General features: G+C 68.1%; 26 protein-coding genes and 1 tRNA gene. 17 read left to right on the plus strand and 10 right to left on the minus strand.

The genetic code is table 11. From position 1 onward, the window contains the following. Positions 1–270 precede the first annotated feature (270 nt). Positions 271–759: a very short patch repair endonuclease gene (locus FPZ12_RS31515; protein ID WP_279537841.1), complete on the minus strand. Its 489-nt coding sequence runs from the start codon at positions 757–759 to the stop codon at positions 271–273. Positions 760–852: 93 nt separating this feature from the next. On the opposite strand from FPZ12_RS31515, the gene FPZ12_RS31520 reads away from it, so the two are divergent. After that, the gene (locus tag FPZ12_RS31520) at positions 853–2,091 is read left to right on the plus strand and encodes a DNA cytosine methyltransferase (RefSeq protein WP_144758127.1); all 1,239 of its coding nucleotides are present in this window, start codon (positions 853–855) and stop codon (positions 2,089–2,091) included. Between the two features lie 178 nt (positions 2,092–2,269). On the opposite strand, the gene FPZ12_RS31525 is transcribed toward FPZ12_RS31520, so the two are convergent. Next, entirely contained in the window at positions 2,270–3,328 is a 1,059-nt protein-coding gene (locus FPZ12_RS31525) for a hypothetical protein (protein WP_144758128.1), read from the minus strand. A 32-nt stretch (positions 3,329–3,360) separates the two neighbouring features. On the opposite strand from FPZ12_RS31525, the gene FPZ12_RS31530 reads away from it, so the two are divergent. The 9 genes from FPZ12_RS31530 (at position 3,361) to FPZ12_RS31570 (ending at position 11,846) form a co-directional block, all read left to right on the plus strand. Further along, positions 3,361–4,074 (plus strand): HNH endonuclease, encoded by a 714-nt coding sequence (locus FPZ12_RS31530; RefSeq protein WP_144758129.1) that lies wholly within the window; start codon positions 3,361–3,363, stop codon positions 4,072–4,074. Positions 4,075–4,224: 150 nt separating this feature from the next. Continuing rightward, a complete protein-coding gene (locus FPZ12_RS31535; RefSeq protein WP_144758130.1) occupies positions 4,225–5,139 on the plus strand; it encodes a NaeI family type II restriction endonuclease in 915 nt (304 codons plus the stop codon). A gap of 151 nt (positions 5,140–5,290) precedes the next feature. Beyond that, a tRNA-Arg gene (locus tag FPZ12_RS31540) sits at positions 5,291–5,363 on the plus strand. Between the two features lie 192 nt (positions 5,364–5,555). Next, positions 5,556–6,212 (plus strand): response regulator, encoded by a 657-nt coding sequence (locus FPZ12_RS31545; protein ID WP_144758131.1) that lies wholly within the window; start codon positions 5,556–5,558, stop codon positions 6,210–6,212. Positions 6,213–6,256: 44 nt separating this feature from the next. Continuing rightward, positions 6,257–6,949 (plus strand): response regulator transcription factor, encoded by a 693-nt coding sequence (locus FPZ12_RS31550; protein WP_144758132.1) that lies wholly within the window; start codon positions 6,257–6,259, stop codon positions 6,947–6,949. A gap of 8 nt (positions 6,950–6,957) precedes the next feature. Beyond that, positions 6,958–8,373 (plus strand): sensor histidine kinase, encoded by a 1,416-nt coding sequence (locus FPZ12_RS31555; RefSeq protein WP_144758139.1) that lies wholly within the window; start codon positions 6,958–6,960, stop codon positions 8,371–8,373. A gap of 68 nt (positions 8,374–8,441) precedes the next feature. Beyond that, positions 8,442–9,233: a DeoR/GlpR family DNA-binding transcription regulator gene (locus FPZ12_RS31560; protein ID WP_144758140.1), complete on the plus strand. Its 792-nt coding sequence runs from the start codon at positions 8,442–8,444 to the stop codon at positions 9,231–9,233. Then, positions 9,230–10,309: a galactose-1-phosphate uridylyltransferase gene (gene galT, locus FPZ12_RS31565; protein WP_144758133.1), complete on the plus strand. Its 1,080-nt coding sequence runs from the start codon at positions 9,230–9,232 to the stop codon at positions 10,307–10,309. The genes FPZ12_RS31560 and galT overlap by 4 nt, the downstream gene beginning before the upstream one ends. A gap of 76 nt (positions 10,310–10,385) precedes the next feature. Further along, positions 10,386–11,846 carry a S1C family serine protease gene (locus FPZ12_RS31570; protein ID WP_144758134.1) on the plus strand — a complete coding sequence of 487 codons (1,461 nt, stop codon included), beginning with the start codon at positions 10,386–10,388 and terminating at the stop codon, positions 11,844–11,846. Positions 11,847–11,949: 103 nt separating this feature from the next. On the opposite strand, the gene FPZ12_RS31575 is transcribed toward FPZ12_RS31570, so the two are convergent. Genes FPZ12_RS31575 through FPZ12_RS31585 form a run of 3 tightly spaced genes read right to left on the minus strand, consistent with a single transcriptional unit; the run spans position 11,950 to position 13,849 of the window. Continuing rightward, complete coding sequence (locus FPZ12_RS31575; RefSeq protein WP_144758141.1) at positions 11,950–12,552, minus strand: class I SAM-dependent methyltransferase; 603 nt, start codon at positions 12,550–12,552, stop codon at positions 11,950–11,952. After that, positions 12,552–13,196: a TIGR04282 family arsenosugar biosynthesis glycosyltransferase gene (locus FPZ12_RS31580; RefSeq protein WP_144758135.1), complete on the minus strand. Its 645-nt coding sequence runs from the start codon at positions 13,194–13,196 to the stop codon at positions 12,552–12,554. The genes FPZ12_RS31575 and FPZ12_RS31580 overlap by 1 nt, the downstream gene beginning before the upstream one ends. Next, positions 13,193–13,849 (minus strand): glycosyltransferase family 2 protein, encoded by a 657-nt coding sequence (locus FPZ12_RS31585; protein ID WP_166462970.1) that lies wholly within the window; start codon positions 13,847–13,849, stop codon positions 13,193–13,195. Before FPZ12_RS31585 ends, FPZ12_RS31580 begins: the two co-directional genes overlap by 4 nt. Before the next feature lie 144 nt (positions 13,850–13,993). Between FPZ12_RS31585 and FPZ12_RS31590 the strand changes: the two genes are divergently transcribed. From FPZ12_RS31590 to FPZ12_RS31600, 3 genes are read left to right on the plus strand one after another with little or no spacing between them, the layout of a single operon-like run. Next, complete coding sequence (locus FPZ12_RS31590) at positions 13,994–15,508, plus strand: hypothetical protein (protein WP_243770124.1); 1,515 nt, start codon at positions 13,994–13,996, stop codon at positions 15,506–15,508. A gap of 6 nt (positions 15,509–15,514) precedes the next feature. Beyond that, positions 15,515–16,210 carry a response regulator transcription factor gene (locus tag FPZ12_RS31595; RefSeq protein ID WP_144758136.1) on the plus strand — a complete coding sequence of 232 codons (696 nt, stop codon included), beginning with the start codon at positions 15,515–15,517 and terminating at the stop codon, positions 16,208–16,210. Between the two features lie 21 nt (positions 16,211–16,231). Further along, entirely contained in the window at positions 16,232–17,275 is a 1,044-nt protein-coding gene (locus tag FPZ12_RS31600; protein ID WP_144758137.1) for a sensor histidine kinase, read from the plus strand. A gap of 401 nt (positions 17,276–17,676) precedes the next feature. On the opposite strand, the gene FPZ12_RS31605 is transcribed toward FPZ12_RS31600, so the two are convergent. Continuing rightward, a complete protein-coding gene (locus tag FPZ12_RS31605; protein WP_144761567.1) occupies positions 17,677–18,726 on the minus strand; it encodes an NAD-dependent epimerase/dehydratase family protein in 1,050 nt (349 codons plus the stop codon). Between the two features lie 87 nt (positions 18,727–18,813). Between FPZ12_RS31605 and FPZ12_RS31610 the strand changes: the two genes are divergently transcribed. Then, positions 18,814–19,314 carry a MogA/MoaB family molybdenum cofactor biosynthesis protein gene (locus FPZ12_RS31610; RefSeq protein WP_144761570.1) on the plus strand — a complete coding sequence of 167 codons (501 nt, stop codon included), beginning with the start codon at positions 18,814–18,816 and terminating at the stop codon, positions 19,312–19,314. A gap of 4 nt (positions 19,315–19,318) precedes the next feature. Continuing rightward, complete coding sequence (locus FPZ12_RS45795; protein ID WP_166462971.1) at positions 19,319–19,495, plus strand: hypothetical protein; 177 nt, start codon at positions 19,319–19,321, stop codon at positions 19,493–19,495. Positions 19,496–19,624: 129 nt separating this feature from the next. Here FPZ12_RS45795 and mscL read toward each other — a convergent pair whose 3' ends face one another. The 4 genes from mscL to FPZ12_RS31630 form a co-directional block, all read right to left on the minus strand. Continuing rightward, positions 19,625–20,101 (minus strand): large-conductance mechanosensitive channel protein MscL, encoded by a 477-nt coding sequence (gene mscL / locus FPZ12_RS31615; RefSeq protein WP_144761573.1) that lies wholly within the window; start codon positions 20,099–20,101, stop codon positions 19,625–19,627. Between the two features lie 30 nt (positions 20,102–20,131). Next, complete coding sequence (locus FPZ12_RS46660; protein WP_243770125.1) at positions 20,132–20,404, minus strand: hypothetical protein; 273 nt, start codon at positions 20,402–20,404, stop codon at positions 20,132–20,134. A gap of 341 nt (positions 20,405–20,745) precedes the next feature. Continuing rightward, positions 20,746–21,093 (minus strand): FmdB family zinc ribbon protein, encoded by a 348-nt coding sequence (locus FPZ12_RS31625; RefSeq protein WP_144761579.1) that lies wholly within the window; start codon positions 21,091–21,093, stop codon positions 20,746–20,748. Positions 21,094–21,285: 192 nt separating this feature from the next. After that, on the minus strand, positions 21,286–21,924 hold the full coding sequence (locus FPZ12_RS31630) for a 5-formyltetrahydrofolate cyclo-ligase (protein WP_144761582.1): 639 nt from the start codon (positions 21,922–21,924) through the stop codon (positions 21,286–21,288). A gap of 24 nt (positions 21,925–21,948) precedes the next feature. Here FPZ12_RS31630 and FPZ12_RS31635 point away from each other — a divergent pair, with 24 nt between their 5' ends. Both FPZ12_RS31635 and glp read left to right on the plus strand, forming a co-directional pair. Then, positions 21,949–22,854 (plus strand): UTP--glucose-1-phosphate uridylyltransferase, encoded by a 906-nt coding sequence (locus tag FPZ12_RS31635; protein WP_144761585.1) that lies wholly within the window; start codon positions 21,949–21,951, stop codon positions 22,852–22,854. Then, complete coding sequence (gene glp / locus FPZ12_RS31640) at positions 22,851–24,119, plus strand: molybdotransferase-like divisome protein Glp (RefSeq protein WP_144761589.1); 1,269 nt, start codon at positions 22,851–22,853, stop codon at positions 24,117–24,119. Before FPZ12_RS31635 ends, glp begins: the two co-directional genes overlap by 4 nt. Positions 24,120–24,121 lie beyond the last annotated feature (2 nt).

Raw genomic sequence — 24,121 nt, forward strand, 5'->3', positions numbered from 1 at the left:
GGCCATCCCCGCGCGGCCCGCCCCCTGCGCCACCCTGCTGTCCCGGAGCCGCGATGCGCCCACCACCATGGCCAGAGTCTCGCCCCTGTGGGGCCTTCGCGCGCGGGGATGTGCTCCGTTCGGCGCAGTGGTGCGGATCTCCCGGCAGCACGCGAGAAACCCTTGGTGCGCCTAGAACTTGCCGTTCGCCAGTAACTGAGGTCTCATACCGCCACTAATCACCCACATGGGGCGAGCAAGCTGGCCGCTTGCCCAAGATGTCCAGAAATGTCAGTGTGAGGCCGTAATGTCGAACCCATGTTCGACAACAGTGCGTACCCGGTTCACGGCATCCTGCACATCCTCATGCTCCCAGATGCGAACGACCTGCCAGCCGGCTTCGGCAAGTGCCGCGTCGGCCAGCCGGTCGCGCTCGACGTTCCGCCGTAGCTTCGGGCTCCAGTACCAGTCATTGCGGGTCGGCTCCCGGCCGTGCTCAGGACACACATGCCAGAAGCAGCCATCGACGAAGACTGCCACTTTACGTCGCGTGAAGACGATGTCGGGCCGGACGCGAACGCCAGCGTCCAGGTCCAGCCTGTGATCTTTGCGATACCGGTAACCCAGCCGGTGCAGCTCTCTGCGCAGGGCCATCTCCGGTTTGGTGTCAGCCCGCCGGTTCGCCTGCATGTTCCGCGAACGGCCCTCGTTGAGCGGCTGGGGAGATCCCCGCTGCTCACGGCTTTTTGGCTGCGGCCGCTGCCCCTGATCCGCGGACACGACTTTCAACCACCACACCTTCCCGAACTTGGCGTCGCGCGTGAGGCAAGATACCCGCATCAGCATGCGCGGCGCAGACAGAGAGGAGCATCAATGAACGCGTTTGACGCGGTCGAAATCTGTGCCGGCGCAGGAGGCCAGGCCCTGGGCCTGGAGAAGGCCGGGTTCGAGCACGCGCTCGCCGTGGAGCTCGACAGCAATGCCTGTAACACCCTCAGGGCCAACAGGCCGAGTTGGAAGATCGCCGAGGGCGACGTAGCGGACGAGTCAGTCTGGCGTCCCGTCGACTACCAAGGTGTCTCGCTGCTGGCAGGAGGCGTTCCCTGCCCGCCGTTCTCCATAGCTGGTAAGCAGCTTGGAGCAAACGATGAACGTGACCTGTTCGCGTGGGCCGTCAACCAGGTCGAGGTCGTGCAGCCCCGCGCTCTCCTGCTGGAGAACGTTCGCGGTCTCAGCATGCCCCGCTTTGCCGGGTACCGGCAGCACGTTCTCGACCATCTGACAGAGCTTGGCTACATCGCAGAGTGGCGGCTCCTGCAGGCCTCCGACTTCGGTGTTCCCCAGCTCAGGCCACGCTTCATCCTCGTCGCGTTGAAGGCCGAGGACGCGCCGTACTTCCACTGGCCCGAAACTCAGCCGCCGCCACCAAATGTCGGTGCTACGTTGGTCGACTTGATGGCTGCTGGCGGCTGGCGCTGGGCCGAAAGATGGTCACGGAAGGCCGACAGGATCGCGCCCACGATTGTCGGCGGTTCGAAGAAACATGGCGGCGCTGACCTTGGCCCAACACGAGCTAAACGGGCTTGGGATGAGATGGCGGTGGATGCCATGGGTGTCGCTGATGCGGCGCCGTCGGCGGACAAGCCGAAAGACCACAAGCCCAAGCTCACGTGCGAGATGGTTGCCCGGATCCAGGGCTGGTCGGACAAATACGAGTGGGAGTTCACTGGGCGCAAGACCTCCAAATACCGCCAGATTGGCAATGCGTTCCCGCCCCCGGTCGCGCACGCTGTTGGAGCCGCGATCATTCGCGCCTTCAAGCACGAGGGCAGCCGGCGGGAGTTCGAGAACACGGAGCACGATTCCGTCTACCGGGCACTGCGCGCATCGGATGGGTTCGTTACCCCGGAACGTTTGATGAAGATCTCCCGCTTGGACGACCCGGCAGAACTGGAACGCCGGATTGGTCTTCTCAGCCGTGATTTCCATGTCGAGATTCAGACTGAGGGCACGAAGACGCGATATAAGCTAGGTGATTTCAAGGCCTTCACTGGACAGCAGGATCATGCACGCAACGATTTGTTCCTGCAATACAGGGCCCGTATTAGCTGAGTAATGAGCTGGACCGGCCCCGTTGGCATTTGACGTTACATCGTTGCGGGGCGGTCCAGCTTGGCTGCTGTGTGCAGTACGAGACGCGGCCGCGATGCCCTGCCGGTGCGCCTCTCCGGCGGCTTCTGCGGGCGGCCGGTGTTCAGCATCGATTTATCCTGGTCGGCGCCGCGAATTTCTATCCATTCCCGGGAGTCCGGCGAAGCTCTTGCTCGACCTTGTCAAGGTCGGCATCCGATGGAAAATGAAATACTCCGTGTCGCCGGGCGGCTGGCAATGCCAGCGTGTGGAAGCAAAAGCTGCTTTCCGCGAGTATTTCGTCGACGCGCATCTTCCGACCCTTATGGTATTCCTTCCCATTTTTTGTGCTACTTTCCCTGAAAGCCGGGTTGCCGACGTAGATGCTCAGGATGTTGTTGCCGCTCCAGGCGTCGGTGCGGAACAGTGCGTCTGCGATCGGGTGCACTCGCACGTCGAGTCCGCGGGACCGGAGTGCTACCGCGGTGTACATGTCTCGCATGAAGCCGTAATAGGCATTGCCGGCCCGCCAGTTCAGTGACGCGCTCGCCAGAGTGCGCGCCCGGTGTTCCAGTCCCTTTCCTCGCGGAAATCGAGCCTTCAGGCGTGTGATTTCCTGATCAAATATCCTCTCTTTGAGTATTCCGTAATTCTTGCCGATTTTTGCCAAACCATCAGGCGTGTTGCAGAAATCTTCATATTCTGACCACAGTGGTGGCCGTCCTAGTTGTTCCATCAGCAAGTGGAAAATGTGGACGAATGCAAAATTGGGGTACCAGTCTCGTGCCGCGACGATGTGCTCTATATCTTCTTGTGCAATGTTGCCGAGCGGGTGTACGTGACGTTGTTCTATCCAGTCAAATGTGCTGAGGGAGCAGTCGTAGATCGCCCGTGTTACGTGATCGCGCATCGTGGCGATCACGCCGTGGGCCAGCCGGTCCTTGTTGTGTTCCCAGCGGTGGTGTACTGCGACTGCCTGTGGCGTGATGAGGAAGGTCTCGCGGACCTCTTCGCCGGTCGTCTCCATCTCTCGGCTCCGCTCGTTGCTCCGGACGCTCCCACGGTCGCACAGCAAGTGCCGAGCGTCGGCAAAGTTGCCGATCTTTGCAGGCTGCCGCGCCGAATCGTCGATGAATCCCCTGCTTGGCAGGTCGCTGTTGGCTGCGGAAGCTTGCCGCTGCTTGCCGCGGCATGCCCCGGCGGCTATGGTTGTCGGCATGTCGACAGGGGCTGTCGAGGCAGGGAGATGTCATGGCTGGGACCGCGGCTCGTCCGGACTGGCGGAACGGCAAGCTGGGAACTCGCGTACGGGTTGCGCTTTGGCTTGTTTCAGAGATCGGAGAAGGTCGTAAATTCACAAAATCGCAGCTGCGCAACGCCATGCCTGGAGTGGAGCAGATCGACCGCCGGATGCGTGATTTGCGTCCGGCTGGCTGGTCGATTCTGACATACCGGGACCTGAACAGCCTTGCGCCAGGCGAACTCTTACTGGACAAAATCGGCCTGCCCATCTGGGAGAAGGAGCATCGTGCAGCCGGGCTGCGGTCCGTAACAGCTACTGTGCGCAGGCGTGTTCTTGAGCGAGATGGCCACCGGTGCGTTCGATGCGGGATCTTGGCTGGCGAACAATATCCGGATGGCACTGGATCCACAGCACGTCTCACGGTCGGGCATGTCAACCCGCACAAATATGGCGCGGGCGCCACAGAAGCTGATCTGGTGACTGAGTGCGCCCGTTGTAACGAAACTGCGAAACATTTGACCGGGCTGAAGCTGGACGAGCAACGTGTCTGGGATGAGCTGACCGAGCTTCCCGGTCGTGACAAGCAGATAGTTCTCAACTGGCTTGTCGCCGGCAGGCGGGAACCGAGCCGGGCTGAGAAAGCTGTGTCTCATGTTTGGCAGCTGCCTGCTGTGCAACGTGAGAGTATCGAGGCCAAGTTGGCGCGCTTGCTCAGCAGCTGAGTAATGTGGTCGGCAATTTTGCCGAACGTGTTGGCCGAAAGAGGCGTGTTTGGCCAAAGCTCCAATTTTTTGGTCAACTCAATGGGGGAGTCTTGCCTCCCTGTCAAAGGGTGGCCCGCTGGAGTGGGCTGGGACAGTAGGATGTGGATCATGAGTTTGCTGCCGGATTTGAATTCTGAGCCCGACCCCGCCCTGGACGAAGTCGAGGCCGAGATCAGGCGGTGTGATCCCGACGGTAGCAGGTGGGCAGCGGTAGTCCGGCACACCTATGACGTGATCTATAACGGACAGGAAACCGGGCGGTACCGCTGGGACCAGCTGATGAAAACGGAGAAGACGCATTTCGGCACCCTCTTTGAAATTAACGCTCAGCGTGAATTTAAATTTGAAGGAGGGGATGCGACTGATTACCGGATTTTCGGGCATGAAGTTGATGCGAAATGGAGTCAGCGATCCGGCGGGTGGATGCTGCCGCCGGAGGTCTTCGATCAACTGGCCTTGGTCGCGACTGGTGATGATCAGCGCTCTGTCTGGTCCCTTGGTCTGATCCGGGTCACTGCCGCTGTCCGGAGCGAGAGGGGAAACCGGGATAAGAAGAGTCATCTGAACGAGCTGGGCAGGGCAACTGTGCGCTGGCTGTGGAAGGACGCGCCACTCCGGCCAAACGTGCTACTTCAGTTGCCACCGGATGTGGTTGATCATGTTTTTGACCACCCTCATGGCACGCAGCGCACGCACAGATTGTTCAGGGCCGCGGAAGGCCTGATTGTGCATCGCAACAGTGTTGCCACGGTAAGCCGGCAACTTGACGCCCAGAAACGGGTTCGGTATAACGGCGGCTCGCGATCAGCCCTGGCGCCCGAGGGGTATCTGATCCTCAGCGGCACCTATCACAGGCAGTTGGCTTTCGACCTCGGCGTTGCCGTTCCTCTCAGTGACGAATATATCTCGGTGCGGGTAGTTCCCTCCGAGGATAGTCGCGGCGCTCTCATAGGCGGCCGCCTATGGCGCCGCGCCCGTCCAGGCGAGGAGATTTTGGAGGCGGCGCCTCGAATCGGCGAATAACGCGCCGCGGATCAAGCCCAGGCATCGGGCACCCGCGGGTGTCACCGTCAGCGCCCGGGGCATCCCACGCGCTTCTCAGGATGTCAACCGGCGGCCGTCATGGTGGGCGCGGCGCGCTGGGGTGGGCGGTACCGCTAGGCTGTGGCCTGAAGCCCTCGTAGCTCAGGGGATAGAGCACCGCTCTCCTAAAGCGGGTGTCGCAGGTTCGAATCCTGCCGGGGGCACACAGGTCAAAGGTCGTTTTCGCTGATCATCCGGCTTAGAGGTACGCGACAGCGTCACCCTGCCGTCACACCCGAAAACCCCAACCCACAACCCACCCCGGGTGAGAAAACATCGACTCCTGCGCTACCGATAGGTAACCTTCCGTCACTGTGGGAGCGGAAACCCCGCTGCCCCGACCACCGGAGGGCTCGTTGATCAAGCTCGTGTTCGCCGATGATGAGGAGCTGGTCCGGGCCAGCCTGCGCGGCATGATGTCCGGCGCGCCGGACATCGAGGTGGCCGGGGAGGCGAACGACGGCCGCTCGGCGGTGGAGGCCGCGCGCCGCCTGCATCCCGACGTCGTCCTGCTCGACATCAAGATGCGCGCCCCCGACGACGGCATCCGCGCGCTCCGCGCGATCCTCGCCCTGCCGGATCCGCCGACGGTGGCGATGCTGACCACCTTCGACATGGACGAGTACGTGAGCCTGGCCCTCCGCCTCGGCGCCAACGGGTTCCTCCTGAAGGACATCGAGCCCTCGGCGCTCCTGCGCGCGGTGCGCGACCTCGCCCGCGGCGGCGCGGTGCTCGACCCGGGCGTCGCGGCCCGCATGGTGCGCGCGCATCGCGAAGGGCAGCGCGCGGCGCAGCCCGCCCGCAAGCTTCTCTCCAGTCTGTCCGAGCGCGAGCGCGAAGTCGTGAGCCTCATCGGGCAGGGGTTGTCCAACGCGGAGATCGGCGGCCGCCTTCACCTATCCGAAGCCACCGTGAAGGGCTACGTCTCGGCCGTGCTCTCCAAGATCGGCGCGGCGAACCGCGTCCAGGCCGCTCTCCTCGCCTACCGGGGCGGTCTTCTGGACCAGTTGTGACCGTCTCTTAGGCGTGTCTCAGCACTGTCAGTAACACTGTCTACATGCGCATACTCGTTGTCGACGACGATCGGGCGGTCCGGGAGTCACTCCGGCGGTCGCTGGAGTTCAACGGCTACCAGGTCGAGCTCGCCGGCGACGGGGCACAGGCGCTCGAACGCGTCATCGCCGACCGGCCGGACGCGATGATCCTCGACGTCATGATGCCCCGGCTCGACGGCCTGGAGGTGGCCCGGCGCCTGCGCAGCACCGGTGACGACCTGCCGATCCTCGTCCTCACGGCCCGTGACACGGTCTCCGACCGCGTCTCCGGGCTGGACGCCGGAGCCGACGACTACCTGCCCAAGCCCTTCGCGCTCGAGGAGCTTCTCGCCCGTCTCCGCGCTCTGCTCCGCCGCGCCTCTCCGGACGCGCAGCCGGGCGCGAACTCCGAGCAGCTCACCTTCGCCGACCTGACGCTCGACCCCGGCACCCGCGAGATCCGCCGCGGCGAGCGCGAGATCAGCCTCACCCGCACAGAGTTCGCCCTGCTCGAGCTGTTCATGTCGTACCCGAAGCACGTGCTGACGAGGGGCCGCATCCTCGAAGAGGTGTGGGGCTACGACTTCCCGACCTCCGGCAACGCGCTCGAGGTGTACGTCGGCTATCTGCGCCGCAAGACCGAGGCGGGCGGCGAGCCCCGGTTGATCCACACCGTCCGCGGAGTCGGTTACGTGCTCCGGGAAACGCCCCCGTGAGCCAGGCCGTGACGGAGCCGGTGGACGTGATCCGGGTGGGCGGGACAGCCGAGTCCCCGCGCGGCCCCAAGCGTCGAATGTCGTTGCGCGCCCGCGTTTCCCTGCTCGCCGCCGCGTGCGTGGCCGTCGTGATGGCGCTCGTCTCCATCGGCGCGTACATCACCGTGTACAACAACCTGTACCAGCAGGTCGACGACAATCTCGCGAACCGCGCGGTCGCCGCCGTGCGCACCCCGGAGGCGCAGATCGGGCTGCAGCAGATCCCCGGCGCCTTCCTGCTCAGCACCGACATGCAGATCGGCGTGCTCAACGAGGACGGCACGATGTCGGCGCCCGATCGCAGCCACCGGCCGCCGTTCGGCTCCGACGAGCTGGCCGTCGCGCAGGGCAAGACGTCTTCGTCGCTGCGCACCGACACGAGGACCGACACCCGCGTGATCGCCCTGCCCTACCAGGACGGCAGCGCGATGGTGCTGGCCCAGCCGCTCGCTTCGGTCAAGCAGACGTTGCGCGAGCTGGCCGTCGTGCTCGCACTGATCGGTGGCGGCGGGATAATCGTCGCCGCGCTGGCCGGCACGGCCGTCGCGCGCACCGGGCTACGGCCGGTGGAGCGGCTCACGTCGGCGACGGAACGCGTCGCGCGCACAGGTGACCTGCGCCCGATCCCGGTCAGCGGCGACGACGAGCTCGCCCGTCTCACGCACAGCTTCAACACGATGCTCGGCACGGTCGCCGAATCGCAGGAGCGACAACGTCAGCTCGTGGCCGACGCCGGCCACGAGCTGCGGACCCCGCTCACCTCCTTGCGCACCAACCTGGAGCTGCTGCTTTCGGCCAGCAGGGCAGGCGCGCCCGCACTGTCCGAAAAGGACCGTGCCGATATGGAGACCGACATCAAGGCGCAGCTGGACGAGCTGACCCAGCTGATCGGTGACCTCGTCGAGCTGGCCCGTCAGGACGAGCCGCGCACCGAGTACGAGCGGGTGGAGCTCGCCGACGTCGTCGAGCGCGCGCTGGATCGCGCCCGCCGCCGCGCCGTCGACATCGATTTCCAGGTCGATCTGCAGCCCTGGGTGCTCACCGGCGACCACTGGGCGCTGGAACGCGCGGTGCTGAACCTGCTCGACAACGCGGTGAAGTTCTCTCCGGCGGGCTCCACTGTCCGGGTGCGGTTGTTCCCGCTCGGCGACGGTACGGCGGTGATCGAGGTGGGCGATTCCGGCCCCGGCATCGCCGACGTCGACCTGCCCAAGGTGTTCGAGCGGTTCTACCGGTCCTCGGAAGCTCGCACGCTGCCCGGCTCGGGACTGGGCCTGGCGATCGTCAAACAGGCCGCCGAACGCCACGGCGGCACCGTTTACGCAGGTCGCGCACCCGAAGGTGGTGCGCTGATGTCCATCCGCCTGCCGGGCGCCCCTGGCTGATCCGTCCCCACCGCCGGTGTTTGATCGTGTAGGATTTTGTGGGGTTGGCGGTGGTGACGGAGGCAACGGTGCTGGCGCGGCAGCGGCAAGCGGTGATCTTGGAAGAGGCCCGGCGGTCCGGGGCGGTCCGGGTGGCCGACCTGGTGACGCGCTTCGGTGTCTCCGACATGACCATCCGCCGCGACCTCGACGTGCTGGCCGGCCGCGGGCTGGTGGAGAAGGTCTACGGCGGCGCCACGGCCATCCTCGGCCAGAGCACCGACGAGCCCGGCTTCGAGGCGAAGTCGGTGCAGCAGCAGGCCCAGAAGGAAGCGATCGCCGAACTGGCCGCGACCCTGGTCCGCCCCGGCACGGCGATCGGCATCTCCGCCGGCACCACCACCTGGACGATGGCGCGCGCGCTCGATGCCGTGCCCGGCCTGACGATCGTGACCAACTCCATCAGGGTCGCCGACGTGCTGCGTGAATCGCCGCAGCCCGAGCGCACGGTGGTGCTCACCGGCGGCGTGCGCACCCCGTCCGACGCGCTGGTCGGCGCCGTCGCCGTGCACAGCCTCCACCGGCTGCACCTCGACCTGGTGTTCCTCGGCGTGCACGGGATGGCCGAAGGCCCCGGGTTCACCACCCCGAACATGGACGAGGGCGAGACCAACCGGGCGCTGGTCGAGTCGGGGCGGAGCCTCGTGGTGCTGGCCGATCACACCAAATGGGGAATCGTCGGCATCTCGACGATCGCCGATCTGGAAGAAGCGGACGTCGTCGTCACCGACGACGGGCTGCCGGACGCGGCGCGGGAAGCGCTGTCCGCGCGCGCCGGCGAGTTGATGATCGCGAGTGTGGATGAAGCGGAGGACGGGTGAACCGCACGGTTCGGCGGCTGGCCGACGGCAGGGAGATCATCTATTTCGACGAGGAGCCCAGGGAACGCACCGCCGTCGACACGCGCGATCTGCCCCAGGTCGCGGCCGCTTCGGAGATCCGGTTGGACCCGCTCTCCGGCGAGTGGGTCGCGATGGCGGCGCATCGGCAGACCCGCACCTACAAACCGCCTGCCGACCTGTGCCCGCTGTGCCCGTCGCGGCCGGGGAAACCCAGTGAGATCCCCGAATCCGAGTACGACGTGGTGGTCTTCGAGAACCGCTTCCCGTCGTTCTCCCAGCACGTGACCGGCGAGCCCGGCTCGGTGGACGGGCTCGGCCTGGTGCCGACCGCGCCCGGCCGCGGCCGGTGCGAGGTCGTGTGTTTCACCAGTGACCACAACGGTTCCTTCGCCAAGCTGAGCCCCGGCCGGGTGCGCACGGTCGTCGACGCCTGGGCCGACCGCACCGAGGGACTGTCCGCTGTGGACGGTGTCGAACAGGTCTTCCCCTTCGAGAACAGGGGCGAAGAGATCGGCGTGACACTGAGCCATCCGCACGGCCAGATCTACGGCTACCCGTTCGTCACCCCGAAGACCCGCCGCGCGCTGGAGGTCGCCCGCGCCTACCACGACCAGCACGGCAAACACGTGCTCGGTGATGTGCTCGAGGCGGAACGGAAAACGGGCGCGAGGGTGATCGCCGAGGGCGAGCACTGGACGGCGTTCGTCCCGCCCGCGGCCCGCTGGCCGGTGCACGTGCTGCTGGTGCCGCACCGCCAGGTCCCCGACATCCCGGCGCTGCACGACGACGAGCGGGACGATTTCGCCCAGGTGTATCTGGACGTGCTGCGCCGCTGCGACGCGCTGTACGACAGGCAGCTGCCCTACATCGCGGCGTGGAACCAGGCCCCGGTGCGCGTCGACCGCGAGCTGGGCTGGCTGCACCTCGAGCTGTTCTCGATCCTGCGCGCGCCCGACAAACTCAAGTACCTTGCCGGTTCCGAGTCCGGGATGGCGGTGTGGATCAACGACGCCACGCCGGAGCAGATCGCCGAACGCCTGCGCGCGGCGGGATAACCCGCCCGGCATACTCATGCTGGAACCTCAGCTTGGGCTCAGCAAGCTCTCAGGACCGACCAGCAGGGTGAGGGACATGACCGAGAAGGACCCCAGCGCACCGCACGGCGACGGTGCCCCCCAGGACGCCGGCCAGGAGCGCCCGGCGCAGGAGGACGCGCAGACACCTCCGCGGGGGACGCCGATTCCCGGCGAGCAACAGCAGCCGAGTCCCTGGTCGGCGCAGGGGCAGCAACAGGTCTCGTATCCGTGGGCGCAGTCCGCGGCCGCGCCGCAGCAGGAGCAGCCCGCCGCCCAGTACCAGCAGGCCGCCCAGCAGCAAGCGGCCCCCCAGTACCAGCAGACGGCGCAACAACAAGCGGCCCAGCAGCAGACGGCGCAACAGCCGTACAGCACGGCGACGTTCGCCGCGCCGCAGCAGACGATTCCCCAGCAGCGCAAGGGCTCCGGCAAACTGGTCGCCGGTGTCGCGGTGCTGGCGCTCGTCGTCGGCGGCGTGGCCGGTGGCGCGGGCGGCTACTTTGCTTCGCAGAACTCGGGTTCCGGGGGATCGGCGTACAACGCGCTCGACCAGCCCACGCCGTCGCAGCAGACGAGCAACGCGCCCGACGGCTCGGTCGAGTCGGTCGCGCAGAAGGTGCTGCCGAGCGTGGTCGAGCTGGTCGTGTCGGGCAGCCAGGAGCAGGGCGAGGGCTCGGGCTTCGTCATCTCCACCGACGGCTACATCGTGACCAACAACCACGTGGTCGAGGTCGCCGCGAACGGCGGCTCGATCCAGGCCGTGTTCCAGGACGGCACCAAGGAGACCGCGACCATCGTCGGCCGCGACCCGACGACGGACGTCGCCGTGGTCAAGGTCCAGGGTGCCGAGAAGCTGACCCCGGTCTCCCTCGGCAACTCCGACAACATGCAGGTCGGTTCGTCCGTGGTGGCCTTCGGCTCGCCGTTCGAGCTGACCGGCACGGTCACCTCCGGCATCGTCAGCGCGCTGCACCGGCCGGTGCGCGCGGGCGGCGACTCGGGTGACCAGACCACGGTGATGAGCGCGATCCAGACCGACGCCGCGATCAACCCCGGCAACTCCGGCGGCCCGCTGGTGAACCTGCAGGGCCAGGTCATCGGGATCAACTCGGCGATCTACAGCCCGCAGTCCTCGAGCGGCGGCCTCGGCCAGCAGCAGACGGAGGCGACGAACGCGGGCATCGGGTTCGCCATCCCGATCAACCAGGCGCGGCGCACGGCGCAGGAGATCATCGACACCGGCAAGGCCACCCAGACCTACATCGGGGCCTCGGTCAGCGACGCGCAGTCCGGTGGCGCCCAGATCCAGCAGGTCCAGGCCGGCAGCCCCGCCGAACAGGCCGGGCTCAAGGCAGGCGACGTGGTGACCAAGGTCGACGACCTGCCGATCAACGACGCCGACGGGCTCATCGCGGCCATCCGTACCAGGGCCCCCAACGACAAGGCGACGCTCACCCTGAGCGACAACCGGACCCTGCAGATCACCCTTGGCGGGCAGGAAGTCCAGCCGAACTGACCCCCAGCGCTCGGCCGCATGCCCGGCCGAGACCAACTCGGACTCCCGGCGTACCTCCCAACGCCGGGAGTCCGCCCGTTCGGCCCTGACAGGCAGGGCTTGTCTAGTGCCGGGCGAGTTCGCTGAAGTGCCGCTGCCCGTGCACGCCTTGCCACACAACGCGGAAACCGGCGGCGCGCGCGATCTCGTCGAGCGCGTCCACCCCGAGCCAGGCCCACGGGATCCACGGCCCGCCGTTCACGCGCACGCGTTCCCGGCGGACGTGCTGACCGGGCGGCTCCAGTTCGACGAGCGCGCGCCCGTCCGGCGCGAGCAGCTCCGCGACCCTTCGCAGTAGCCTCACGGGATCGCCGCCGATGCCGACGTTCCCGTCGGCCAGGAGCGCGTGCGCCCATCGGCCTTCGCCTGGCACGCGGTCGAAAACGTCGCGCCGCAGCGCGAGCCCGCCGCGGTCGCGGGTGAGCTGCACGGCGGTGCGCGACACGTCGATGCCGAGCGTGCGGACGCCGCGGGCGATCAGCTCGGCGGTCAGCCTGCCCGGGCCGCAGCCGATGTCGAGGGTCGGGCCGGTGCAGCGGCCGAGCAGCAGTTCGTCGCCCAATCCCGGCGGCTCGGCCCAGCGTTCGGCCGGAAGTTCCACGCGTCCCCCGTTCGCCAGTTCCAGCAGGCAGACATGACTGAGCAGCGCGGTGTCGAACGCTCTGATCACGAGCCCACCGCCGCGACCGCCTCCGCGAACCGCCCGCCTGCCGACGAAGCCACCAGCCGGGCGTCCGCCATCGTGTCCACATCGGACAGTGTGGGCAGTGCTGCGGAGGACAGGCCCAGTGCCGCGAGCGTGTGCGCGCCGGTTTCGGCGGTCGACATCGGGACGTCGGCGAGCACCTTGGCATCCCGCGGATCCCGCAGGCCCAGCGCCCACCAGCCGCCGTCTTCGGCCAAGCCCAGCACGGCTTCCTCGTCCTGGAGCCGCGCCGCCGCGTCGGCGAGCAGCTCCGCGGTGACGTGCGGGGTGTCCATCCCGATCTGCAGCACGGGCAGCCCGAGGTGACAGACGTCGGCGTGCGCGTTGGCCAGCCGCTCGCCGAAGCCTTCTCCGCGCTGGGGAATGACGTCGGTGGCCCACAGCGCGTGGGCCAATTCACCCTGGCGGGCGGCGGCCGTGAAGTCGCCAGTGGCCGCCACGACCGGCAGCGCGCCTGGGGTCGCGGCGACGGCGTCGAGGGTGTCGAGCAAAGCGGCGGCCGCGATCTCCGCGGCCTGCTCGGGCGTGGCGGGCGGGCACAAGCGCGTCTTCGCGAAACCCGGTATCGGCGCCTTCGCGATGACCAGCAGGCAGAAGTCGTTCATCCGCGCAACACCCTTGCCATGTCACGGATCGCGCGATAGGTGCCACGGACCGAGCCGGAAACCTTCGAGCGAGTTCCAGCGACGCGAGGGCGGTACTCGACGTCGAACTCGTCGATCCGCCAGCCCGCCCGGCCGGCTTTCAGCAGCAGCTCCAAGGGATAACCGAACGCGCGATCGCCGACGCCGAGTGCCAGCAACTGTTCTCGGCGCGCGGCGCGAATGGGTGCGATGTCGTGCACCGGAACCCGTTGCCGCCGAAGGATTGCGGACAGCAGCAGGTTTCCCGCCCTTGCGTGCCAAGGCCAAGCCGCGCGGGACACCGGGACCCGGCGGCCCACGGCGAGATCCGCGCCGCCGTCGACCGCGTCGGTCAACGTGGGCAACATGCCGGCGTCGAGAGAGCCGTCCGCGTCGAGGAAACACACGATGTCCGAGGTCGCGTACTCCAGCCCGGTGTGCACCGCCGCGCCGTAGCCGCGACGCGACTCGTGCACGACTTTCGCGCCGAGGCGGGCGGCGATCTCCGGGGAGCCGTCGGTCGAACCGTTGTCCACCACGATCGCCCGGAACCCGGGCGGCAGGCCCGCCAGTACCACGGGCAACGCGGCGGCCTCGTCGAGACAGGGCAGGACGACATCAATGGGAACGCGCATCATCCGGACGTTATGTCCATCGTGGACAGATCAAAACCCTTGCACTGCTTACCGAATCCTGACGTCGTCGAAGTTATTACCGAGTTCTGACGGATCCGTTTCCCGGCTTCCGGCGGTGTGGTGGCGGCACTATCGTGCGGGTTTGTGACGAGGGGGACGTTGCCGGCCCGGATCGCGAGCGGTCGACGCACCGCTCGCGATCTGGAGGCCGTCGCGGTCGCCCTGTTCCTCGTCGGCGCGGCGTTCGGGGTCGGTGCGTATCTGAACAGCTCCGGGGTCGCGTTGTGGGCGCCCGCCGCGCCTTTGTTCGCGCAGTGGCTGCCGCACGCCGGGCCGGGCACGGTTCTCGCGGTGCTGATCGCGTTCGCGGTGGTGGTCTGGGGGCCGTCATATGCGGGCTACCTGTCGTGGCGGCGGCTGCTCGCGGCCGGCTATGGCGTGGCAGTGGCCTGGACCTTCGCGCTGGCGCTGATCGACGGCTGGCAGCGGGGGCTCGCGGACAGGCTCGCCAACCCGAACGAGTACCTGCACGAGGTTCCCGGGATCACCGACATTCCCACGATGCTGCGGACGTTTTCCTCGCGCATCCTGGATTTCCAGCCCGACTCGTGGACGACACACGTGTCCGGACATCCGCCCGGCGCCACCCTGGTCTTCGTCTGGCTCGACCGCGTCGGGCTCTCGGGCGGAGCCTGGGCGGCAGTGGTGTGCGTGCTGGTCGGAAGCCTCGTGGCGGTGGCCGTGCCGGTCACGCTGTGGGCGCTGGACCGGCCCGAGGCGGCGCGCGCGACGGTCCCGTTCGCGGCGTTGTTCCCGGGGGCGGTGTGGATCGGGGCGTCGGCGGACGGGCTGTTCGCCGGCATCACGGCGAGCGGGGTCGCCCTGCTCGCGGTGGCGGCGCGTGGTTTCAGAGCGGGGCGCGGTCGCGGTGGCCCGAACGGCGTCCTGTCCGCGGTGGCCCCGCGTGGTTTCCAGGCGGGGCGCGGCTACGGTGGCCTGTACGGCGTGCTGCCCGCGGTGGTGGCGCGTGGTTTCCGGACGGGACTCCGGAGCGCGGTGCCGTGCTCGCTGCTGAGCGGGGTGTTGCTCGGTTTCGGGATCTACCTTTCGTACGGGCTCGTGCTGGTGGGGCTGATCGCGCTCGCGGTGGCCTTCGCGGGGCGGAGCACAGCCCGGGCGCTGCCGCTCGCCGTACTGGGCGCGCTGGCCGTCGTCGCGGTGTTCACGCTGGGCGGGTTCTGGTGGTTCGAGGGGTACCACCTGGTCGTTGAGCGGTACTACCAGGGCATCGCGACGGAACGGCCGTATGCGTACTGGGTTTGGGCGAACCTGGCGTGCCTGGTGCTGTGCGCCGGCCCCGCTCTGGTCGCCGGGGCGCGGCGAAGCGTGGTGGAGTTGGTGGGGCCGGGCCGTGGGGTGTTCGAACGGTGGCGCCGGCCTGATCCGGTGCTGCTCGTGGTCGCGGCGGCCGTCGTGGTGCTGGCGCTGGCGGATCTTTCCGGGCTTTCCAAGGCCGAAACGGAGCGAATCTGGTTACCGTTCACGGTGTGGTTGCTGCCCGCGGTGTCGTTGTTGCCAGTGCCGTCCCGGCGGTGGTGGCTGGCGGGCCAGGCGGCGACCGCGCTCGCGGTGAATTCTCTTGTCTTGACGTACTGGTAGGTGGCGGTGGGTGAGTCAGGCCGGGTGCTCGTCGTGGACGACGACGAGACGGTGCGCGATGTCGTGCGGCGGTATCTCGAAGCGGGCGGGTTCACGGTGGACGTCGCCGGTGACGGGGACGAAGGCCTGCGCCGCTTCGCCGACCGGCAGCCGGATCTGGTCGTCCTCGACGTGATGATGCCCGGGATCAACGGGCTGGAGGTGTGCCGGCGGCTGCGGCAGGTGAGCGAGGTGCCGGTGGTGCTGCTGACCGCGCTGGGCGAGGAGGAGAACCGGATCGCGGGCCTGCAACTCGGCGCCGACGACTACGTGACCAAGCCGTTCAGCCCGCGCGAGCTGGCGCTGCGGGTGGCCTCGGTGCTCCGGCGCGCGCGGATGCCGAGCGCTCCGGCGCCCGCCGCTGTCGCCGACGGCGGCCTCCGCATGCAGCCCGGCGCCCGACAGGCCACTTTGGACGGTGCCGAGCTGCCGCTGACCTCGCGGGAGTTCGATCTGCTCGCGTTCTTCCTGGCGCATCCCGGCGTCGCGTACTCGCGGGCCGACCTGCTGGAAAAGGTCTGGGGCTGGGATTTCGGCGATCAGTCCACGGTGACCGTGCACGTCCGGCGGTTGCGGGAAAAGATCGAACACGACCCGGCGAAACCCGTCCGGATCGCGACCGTGTGGGGCGTCGGGTACCGCTATGACCCGGCGGAGCGGTGACCGGGGCCGGGAGGTGACGCGATGATCGAGCCCAGCGAGTCGTTCGGTGAAATGCTCACGCACGTCTGGCACATTCTGCCGCTGGCGCTGGCTTTCGCGCTGCCGGTCGCCGCCGTCGGTGGGCTGGTGCTCTACTGGCTGCGGCGCGGTTCCCTGGCGACAACGCTGACGGTGCTTGTGCTGATCCCGATGCTGGCGACGTTCGCCGGGGTGCTCGGCATCAGCGGGTTCATGTTCACGCCGGCGCTGACCACGATGCTGCTGGTCTGTTTCCTGGTCGCCGTGGTGACGGTGCCGGCCGCGATCGTGCTCGGCCGGGCGATCGCGCGGCGCAGTGTGTGGGAGCGCGAAGCCCGCGAACGGGAGCGGGCCGGGGAGGCCGCGCGGCGGGATCTCGTTGCGTGGATGAGCCACGACCTGCGCAGTCCGCTGGCCGGCATCCGCGCGATGGCCGAGGCACTGGCCGACGGCATCGTCGCCCAGCCACGGGAGGTCTCCGCCTACGCCCACCGCATCAGCGGCGAGACGGCGCGCCTGTCGGACATGGTCAACGACCTGTTCGAGCTGTCCCGGATCACAGCGGGCGCGCTCCGGCTGACCATGTCCGCCGTGCCGCTGTGCGAGGTCATCAGCGACGCCCTCGAAGCGCAGACGGCCGTCGCCGAGCGGAAAAAGGTTCACGTCCGCACGGCAGCGCACGATTGGCCCGTGGTCAGCGGCAGCGACCCCGAGCTGGCGCGGATCGTCCGGAACCTGGTGTCCAACGCGATCCGGCACACGCCTCCCGACGGCACCGTCGAGGTGCATGTCGGCATCGACGGCAACAACGCGGTGGTCTCCGTCGCCGATGGCTGCGGCGGCATCCCCGAGGACGAGATCGGTCGCGTGTTCGAGGTCGCCTACCGCGGCACGCAGGCCCGTACCCCCGACCATTCCGGCACCACCGGTGGAGGGCTGGGCCTCGCCATCGCGAAGGGCCTCGTGGAGGCACACCGGGGACGGATCGACGTGCGCAACCAAGGCGCCGGCTGCCGTTTCGAGGTCCGCCTCCCGCTAGCCGCGTAGCGCTGGCCACCTGCTCCGTGCCCGAGTGGCGCGGGTCGGGTGGCGGTGGCCACCTGCTCCGGCCCGAGCGACGCCGGTCGCGTGACTCTGGCCGGGTGGCGCGGGTCGGGTGGCGGTGGCCGGGTGACTCTGGCCCGGTGGCGCCGGTCGAGTCCCGGAGGTCGCGTCCCGCTAGCAGCGTGGCGCCGGTCGAGTCGTGCCTTCAGCGTGCCGCGCCAGTCCTCGCGCGCGAGCCTTCCCGCACCCGCGCTCCCCGCGACCCTACGGTGCGAGCTCTCCTGCCGGACCCGTCTCGCATCAGGTCCCCGGCCCTCCCGCGCCAGGTCTGCCGCGCCGGAGCTGCCCACCCCCGCCGCGCGCCCGCTGCTCGCGGCGTATCGCCGATCTCCTCGTGCCTTGCCTCAGCCTCGTAGTTCGGCCCGGGCGAACGAAGCGATTCCGGCCTCGAACTCCATTTCGGCCCGGAACCCCAGCAGCTTGTCCGCCCGAGCCGGATCCGCCACGACATGCCGGACGTCGGCCGGGCGCGCGCCACCCACGACCCGCGGCTCAGGTCCGCCGCAGGCCCTCGCCAGTTCCACGGCCAGCTCGCCGACCGTGTGTGGTGTTCCCGAGCAGACGTTCACCGCCGTCAACTCACCCGCCGGCCCCGGCGTCTGCAACGCGAGCAGGTTGGCGCGAGCGACGTCGTGCACATGCACGAAATCCCGTCGCTGCCGACCGTCCTCGAGCACAGTCGGGGCCTCGCCACGTTCCAGCGCGGACCGGAACAGCGAGGCGACCCCGGCGTACGGCGTGTTCTGCGGCATCCGCGGCCCGTAGACATTGTGGTACCGCAAAGCCCACACAGCGCTCCCGGTCTGCCGCGCCCAAGCCGCGGCGAGGTTCTCCTGCGCCAGCTTCGTCGCGGCATAGATACTCTGCGGACGCAACGGCGCGTCCTCAGGTACCAGCAGCGAGCTCAGCTCCTGTCCGCATTCCGGACAGTCCGGCTCGAAGCGTCCAGCGTCCACATCGGACTGCTTGCGCGGCGCGGGCGGCACCACGCCGTGCAGGCCGCAGGAGTAACGCCCCTCCCCGTACACGACCATCGACGAGGCGAGCACAAGCCTGCGCACCCCAGCCGCATGCATCTCCGCGAGCAGGACGGCCGTGCCGTAGTCGTTGTTGAATGCGTACAACGGCGCATCCGACGGATCGAGCCCATGCCCGACCACTGCCGCTTGATGGCAGACAAGGTCCACTTCGGACAGCAGCTCCCGCAGCAACGGTACGTTCGTGACCTCGCCACGCACGAACCGATGCACACCGGCGTACCCGGGTATCGCCGCCGATCCGTGCGCTTGAGGGAGCAGGTTGTCCAACACGATCACCTCCCCGCCGGAGGAGGCAACCGCGTCGGCCACATGGGAGCCGATGAACCCGGCTCCGCCTGTCACGAGTACTCGCACCCCGCCACGCTAAAGGCACTGCCAGTGACCCCGCAGTACCCCGGACGCGGCCGTCAGACTCCCGTAACAACGGGATACCGTTAGCTCATGGAACGCAGTGCACAGCGGCTTGGCCGCGCCCTCGTGGTGATCGTGGACGACCGCGCCGCGCATGGTGAGCACGACGACACCTCGGGCCCCCTTGTCACGGAGTTGCTGGAGGAAGCCGGTTTCATCGTGGACGGCGTCGTGGTCGTGCACGCGGACACCGTCGCCATCCGCAACGCGCTCAACACGGCCGTCATCGGCGGTGTCGACCTGGTGATCACCGTGGGCGGGACAGGCGTCTCGCCCCGCGACGTCACCCCGGACGCCACGGCAGGTGTGCTCGACCGCCCGATCCCGGGCATCGGCGAGGCGCTTCGCTCGTCCGGACTCGCCGCCGGTGCCGTGGACGCGGGGATTTCCCGTGGCCTCGTGGGCGTCTCCGGCAGCACGCTCGTGGTGAACCTGGCCGGCTCCCGCGCCGCCGTCCGGGACGGGATGGCCACGCTGTCCTCCCTCGTCCCGCACGTCATCGACGAGCTGTCCGGGCTCGACGAGAACTGACCCGATGACCTCCGGCGAGCCGAAGCCCAGACCTCCCCGAAAGCGGACCCGTCGCGACCTCGACGCCGTTTTCGGAGAGGTGCTCCCGGAAACCACGTCCGACGAACGGGACGACGACACCCGTGCCCAGGACAACGACTCCTGGTACCACGAGAACCGCCCGCCGCACCACGACCGCTGAGCCCGGCCGACCCGCACGACAACGCCGTCGCGCGAGTGGCCTGATCACCGCAGGCGGCCTGATTGCCGCAGCCTGCCCGGTCCCGCTTTGCTCCACATTGCTTCCGTCGTTCCAGGCGACCGCCCGGCGCTAGGAGCGAGTGGACGAACCCGAAGATCCAGTAGTACCCGTGATGCCCTCCTTGCTCTGACCGTCTCGTTGGGTGGTCTGCAGGCCCTGCTGCTGGCGCAACAGGTCGCGGATCTCGGTCAGCAGTTCCACGTCGGTCGGTTCCGACGGGCCCTTCTCCTGTCCACGCTTGCGGCGCTCCTGGACCTTCTGCACCGGCAGCACGATGAGGAAGTAGACGACCGCGGCGATCAGCACGAAGTTGATCGCGGCGTTGATCACGTCGCCGAAGTTCAGGAACGTCGACTCGTTGCCGCTCAGGACATAGAAGCCAAGACCTTTCGCGGCATCCGTCCCGCCCATGGCGTTGATCAGCGGCTTGATCAGCCCGTTGGTGAACGCGGTGACGATCGCGGTGAACGCCGTGCCGATGACGACCGCGACAGCCAGATCGACCACGTTGCCGCGCATCAGAAAGTCTTTGAAGCCCTTGAGCATGTGCACTCCTCCGTCGTAGCTGGGACTCGGCTAACGGAGGGTAACTGCTACGGGATTCCGCAGTGACAGTGCCGCGACGTCGACAGCGCGCTCGACGGGCACCGAAATGAGCACCAATGGGCCCTTGTCGGCGCCGCCCAAGAACCGGCCGCCGCTGTCCGGGGGCGACCGGACATCGACCACCGTGGCCATGCTGGCCAGCACTTTTTGGCTCTGCACCTGCGTTCCCGCGGTGACCACGTCGACCCGCATGCCACGGGTGAGCAGACCGGCGACCGAGGGGTCGGCGAGGTGGAGCGGCACCGTGGCCTGTCCAGGTTCTGGCGGCGGGGACCCACCGGGACTCGCCCTTGTTCCCCCCACCTGAGGGACCTCGGGGCGGACAGCGAGCGCCGCGGCGGTCAGCAGCAACGCGATCGCCAGAATGCGGCGAACGAAAACAGCGCGTCGGCTGCGCAACGGCCGTCGAAGGCGGGACAGGAATGTACGGAGCCGGGAAAACATCGCGGCGCACCCCCAGTTCGTCGATGTGGCGGTGGTGGTTCACCACCGCTGACATCGACGCTAGAAGTGCGCCCGCGAAGAGGGAAGACCCAGTTCAGGGCCCTGTGGACAACCGGGGTGCTGTGGAAAACTCCGGATCGTCAGGACGCGGCGGCAGTCGTCGTCGAGCTCGAAGAACCGGACGAAGAGCTCGATGAGGAGCTGGAAGACGACGAATCGGACTTGCTCGAGGAGCTGTCGCTCGACTTCGTGCTGTCCGAACTCGTGCTACCTGCAGACGACTTGCTCGCACCGGAAGAAGACTTCGAGTCGGAGCGGGAGTCGTTGCGGTAGAAGCCGCTGCCCTTGAAGATCACGCCGACGGCGCCGTACAGCTTGCGCAGCGGACCGGTGCACTCAGGGCACTCGGTCAGGCTGTCGTCGGAGAACGACTGCACGGCCTCGAACCGGTGGCCGCACTGCTTACAGGCGTACTGATAGGTGGGCACTGCTGCTCCTTCGTGCATTGGCACTCGATCCGCGAGAGTGCTAACGCCTGACGATACCGAGGCATTCCCCCGCAGGTCAAACGGGGTTTTGGCGAATCACGTGCGAGCGCACCCACGAGCAATTCGGTCCACTGGTGCCCGTTGGTGCCGGTGGCCTGGCGGTTTGCCGTGCCGCGCGCTTTCCCTTTCCTTTCAACGGTCCGGGCGCGGTGGGCGATGTCTCGCCAAAGTGAGACGCTCATCACGAGGCAACGGAACCAAGCCCTGCTGCGGGGTGAGCGCCGCGGTCATCCGCACGTCGTGTTCCTCGGCGGGCAGTCGCTCCACGAGCTCGTCGTCACGGACCACTGCCACCAGCGCGGCGTCCGGCGAAGCGTGCGGCAGGGATCGGTCGTAATGCCCCGCGCCACGCCCGAGGCGCACGCCGGTGAGATCGACCGCGAGGGCGGGGACCAGCACCAAGCCGGCCCGCGCCAAGGCGTCAGGCCCGAGCCGTGGCCCCGACGGCTCCAGTATTCCGTGGATCTTCCCTGGTTCCAGCGATGCGGGTCCGGCGTACTCGGCCCAGTCGAGCGCATCGGGCCCGGTGATCACCGGGAGCAACACGCTGACCCCCTTGCCGCGCAACACATCCAGCCACCCGACCGTGCCGGGCTCGGAGCCGAAGGGTACGTAGCAGCAGACTGTGCCGGGCAGCTCCTGCGCCACGAGGACATCGATCAGCGCGCGCGCCTCGCTGACGCGCTGCTGCACGGAAATCGAAGCGCGGGCACGGGAAATTCGCGCCCGCCACTCCGGCTTGTCCAGGTCGTCATTGCGCCGAGCACACATAAACGCAGGTTAGGCTTTACCGCCATGACGGGCGCCTTCGACAACCATTCGTTCCACACCGCGATCGTCCCCGCGGCTGGCCTGGGCACACGCTTTCTACCTGCGACGAAAGCGGTCCCCAAAGAGCTTCTGCCGGTGGTCGACACTCCCGGCATCGAGATCGTCGCGGCCGAGGCCGCGCAGGCGGGCGCCAAACGGCTTGTGATCGTCACCTCACCGGCGAAGGAGTCGGTGGTCGACTACTTCCGTCCTTCGCCGGAGCTCGAGGAGAACCTGGAGCGCAAGGGCAAGACCGCGTTGCTGGAGAAGGTTCGCCGGGGCCCTGGCCTCCTGGACGTCGAGGTCGCCATCCAGGCGGAAGCGCTCGGACTCGGGCACGCGGTCGCGCAGGCGGAGCCGAACCTGACGGAGGACGACCACGCGGTCGCGGTGCTGCTGCCCGACGACCTGGTGCTGCCGGCCGGGGTGCTCGAGCGGATGGCCGAGGTCCGGGTCCGGCACGGCGGCAGCGTGCTCTGCGCCTTCGACATTCCGAAGGACCAGATTTCGCCCTATGGCGTGTTCGACGTCACTGATACGGATGATCAAGACGTCAAGCAGGTCCACGGAATGGTGGAAAAACCGAAGCCGGAGGACGCACCGTCGACGTTCGCCGCCGCGGGTCGCTACCTTCTTGACCGGGCGATCTTCGACGCACTGCGCAGGATCGAGCCCGGCAGCGGCGGCGAGCTGCAGCTCACCGACGCGGTGGCACTGCTGATCGAAGAAGGACATCCGGTGCATATCGTGGTGCACCGGGGCGGCCGGCACGACCTCGGCAACCCCGGCGGGTTCATCAGGGCCGCGGTCGACTTCGCCCTCGACCACCCCGATTACGGCCCGTCGCTGCGCACCTGGCTCGCCGAGCGAATCGAGAACGAAGGCCGATGACCCCACCCATCCCGGAGCCAGCCGACACCGCTGAGCAGGAGTTCCGTCCCGTCGACGAGCAGATCGCGCTCGTACTCGACTCGGCCGTGCGGCCGCGCCCGGTACGTGTCGCGATTTCCGAGGCGCAGGGGTTGCTCTGTGCCGAAGAGGTCGTCGCGGAACACGCCCTGCCCGGTTTCGACCAGGCGGCCGTGGATGGGTATGCGGTGCGCAGCGTGGATGTGCGGCCGGTGGAGGACGAGCCGGTGCAGCTGCCCGTCGTCGGCGAGATTCCGGCCGGCTCGAGGCAGCCACGCCGGCTCCAGCCTGGGCAGGCGGTGCGCGTGGCGACAGGCGCGCCGCTGCCGACGCTGGCAGACGCGGTGGTCCCGACTTCCTACACGGACGGCCACCCCGCGAAGGTCACCGTGCATCGCTCGGTGCCCTCGGCCGGGTACGTCCGGCGAACGGGCGAGGACGTGCAGATCGGCGACGTCGCGGTCCGCCAGGGCGACACGATCGGCGCCGCCCAGGTAGGACTGCTCGCGGCCGTCGGACGCTCGAAGGTGCTGGTCTACCCGCGGCCGCGGGTTTCGATCGTCTCGGTCGGCGACGAGCTGGTGGACATCGACCGCACGCCGTCCGTCGGTCAGGTCTACGACGTGAACTCCTACGCCCTGGCCGCGGCGGCTCGCGACGCCGGCGCCGAGGTCAGCCGCGTCGGGATCGTGCCCGGTGAGCCCAAGCGTCTGCGCGAGGTCGTCGAGGGCAGGCTGCTGATGTCCGAGGTCGTGGTGGTCGCCGGCGGTGCCGGCGGCACGGCGGGGGACGAGGTGTACGCCGCGCTCTCCGACCTTGGGCGCATCGACATGACCAGGGTCGCGATGCACCCGGGTTCGGCGCAGGGGTTCGGCAGGCTCGGCCCGGATTCGGTGCCGACCTTCCTGTTACCCGCGAACCCGATGAGCGCGCTGGTGGTGTTCGAGGTGTTGATCAGGCCGCTGATCAGGGCCGCGCGTGGCACCCGCAACCCGCATCGCCGCGTGGTCAGCGCCCGCCTGCTTTCGCCGCTGGCCTCGACGAAGGGGCGCCGGGGCTTCCTGCGCGGGCAGCTCCTGCGCGACGAGAGCACCGGTGAATACCTGGTGCAACCACTCGGCACGTCCGGCGCGCATCTGCTCGCGTCGCTGGCCGAGGCCAACTGCCTGGTGAACGTGGACGAAGACCTCGTTGAGCTTCCGGCTGGAGAACAGGTGCGGGTGACCTTCCTCGCACAGCGTGTGTGAAG

Origin of the sequence: Amycolatopsis acidicola (assembly GCF_007713735.2) — a bacterium.
Classification (GTDB): domain Bacteria; phylum Actinomycetota; class Actinomycetes; order Mycobacteriales; family Pseudonocardiaceae; genus Amycolatopsis_E; species Amycolatopsis_E acidicola.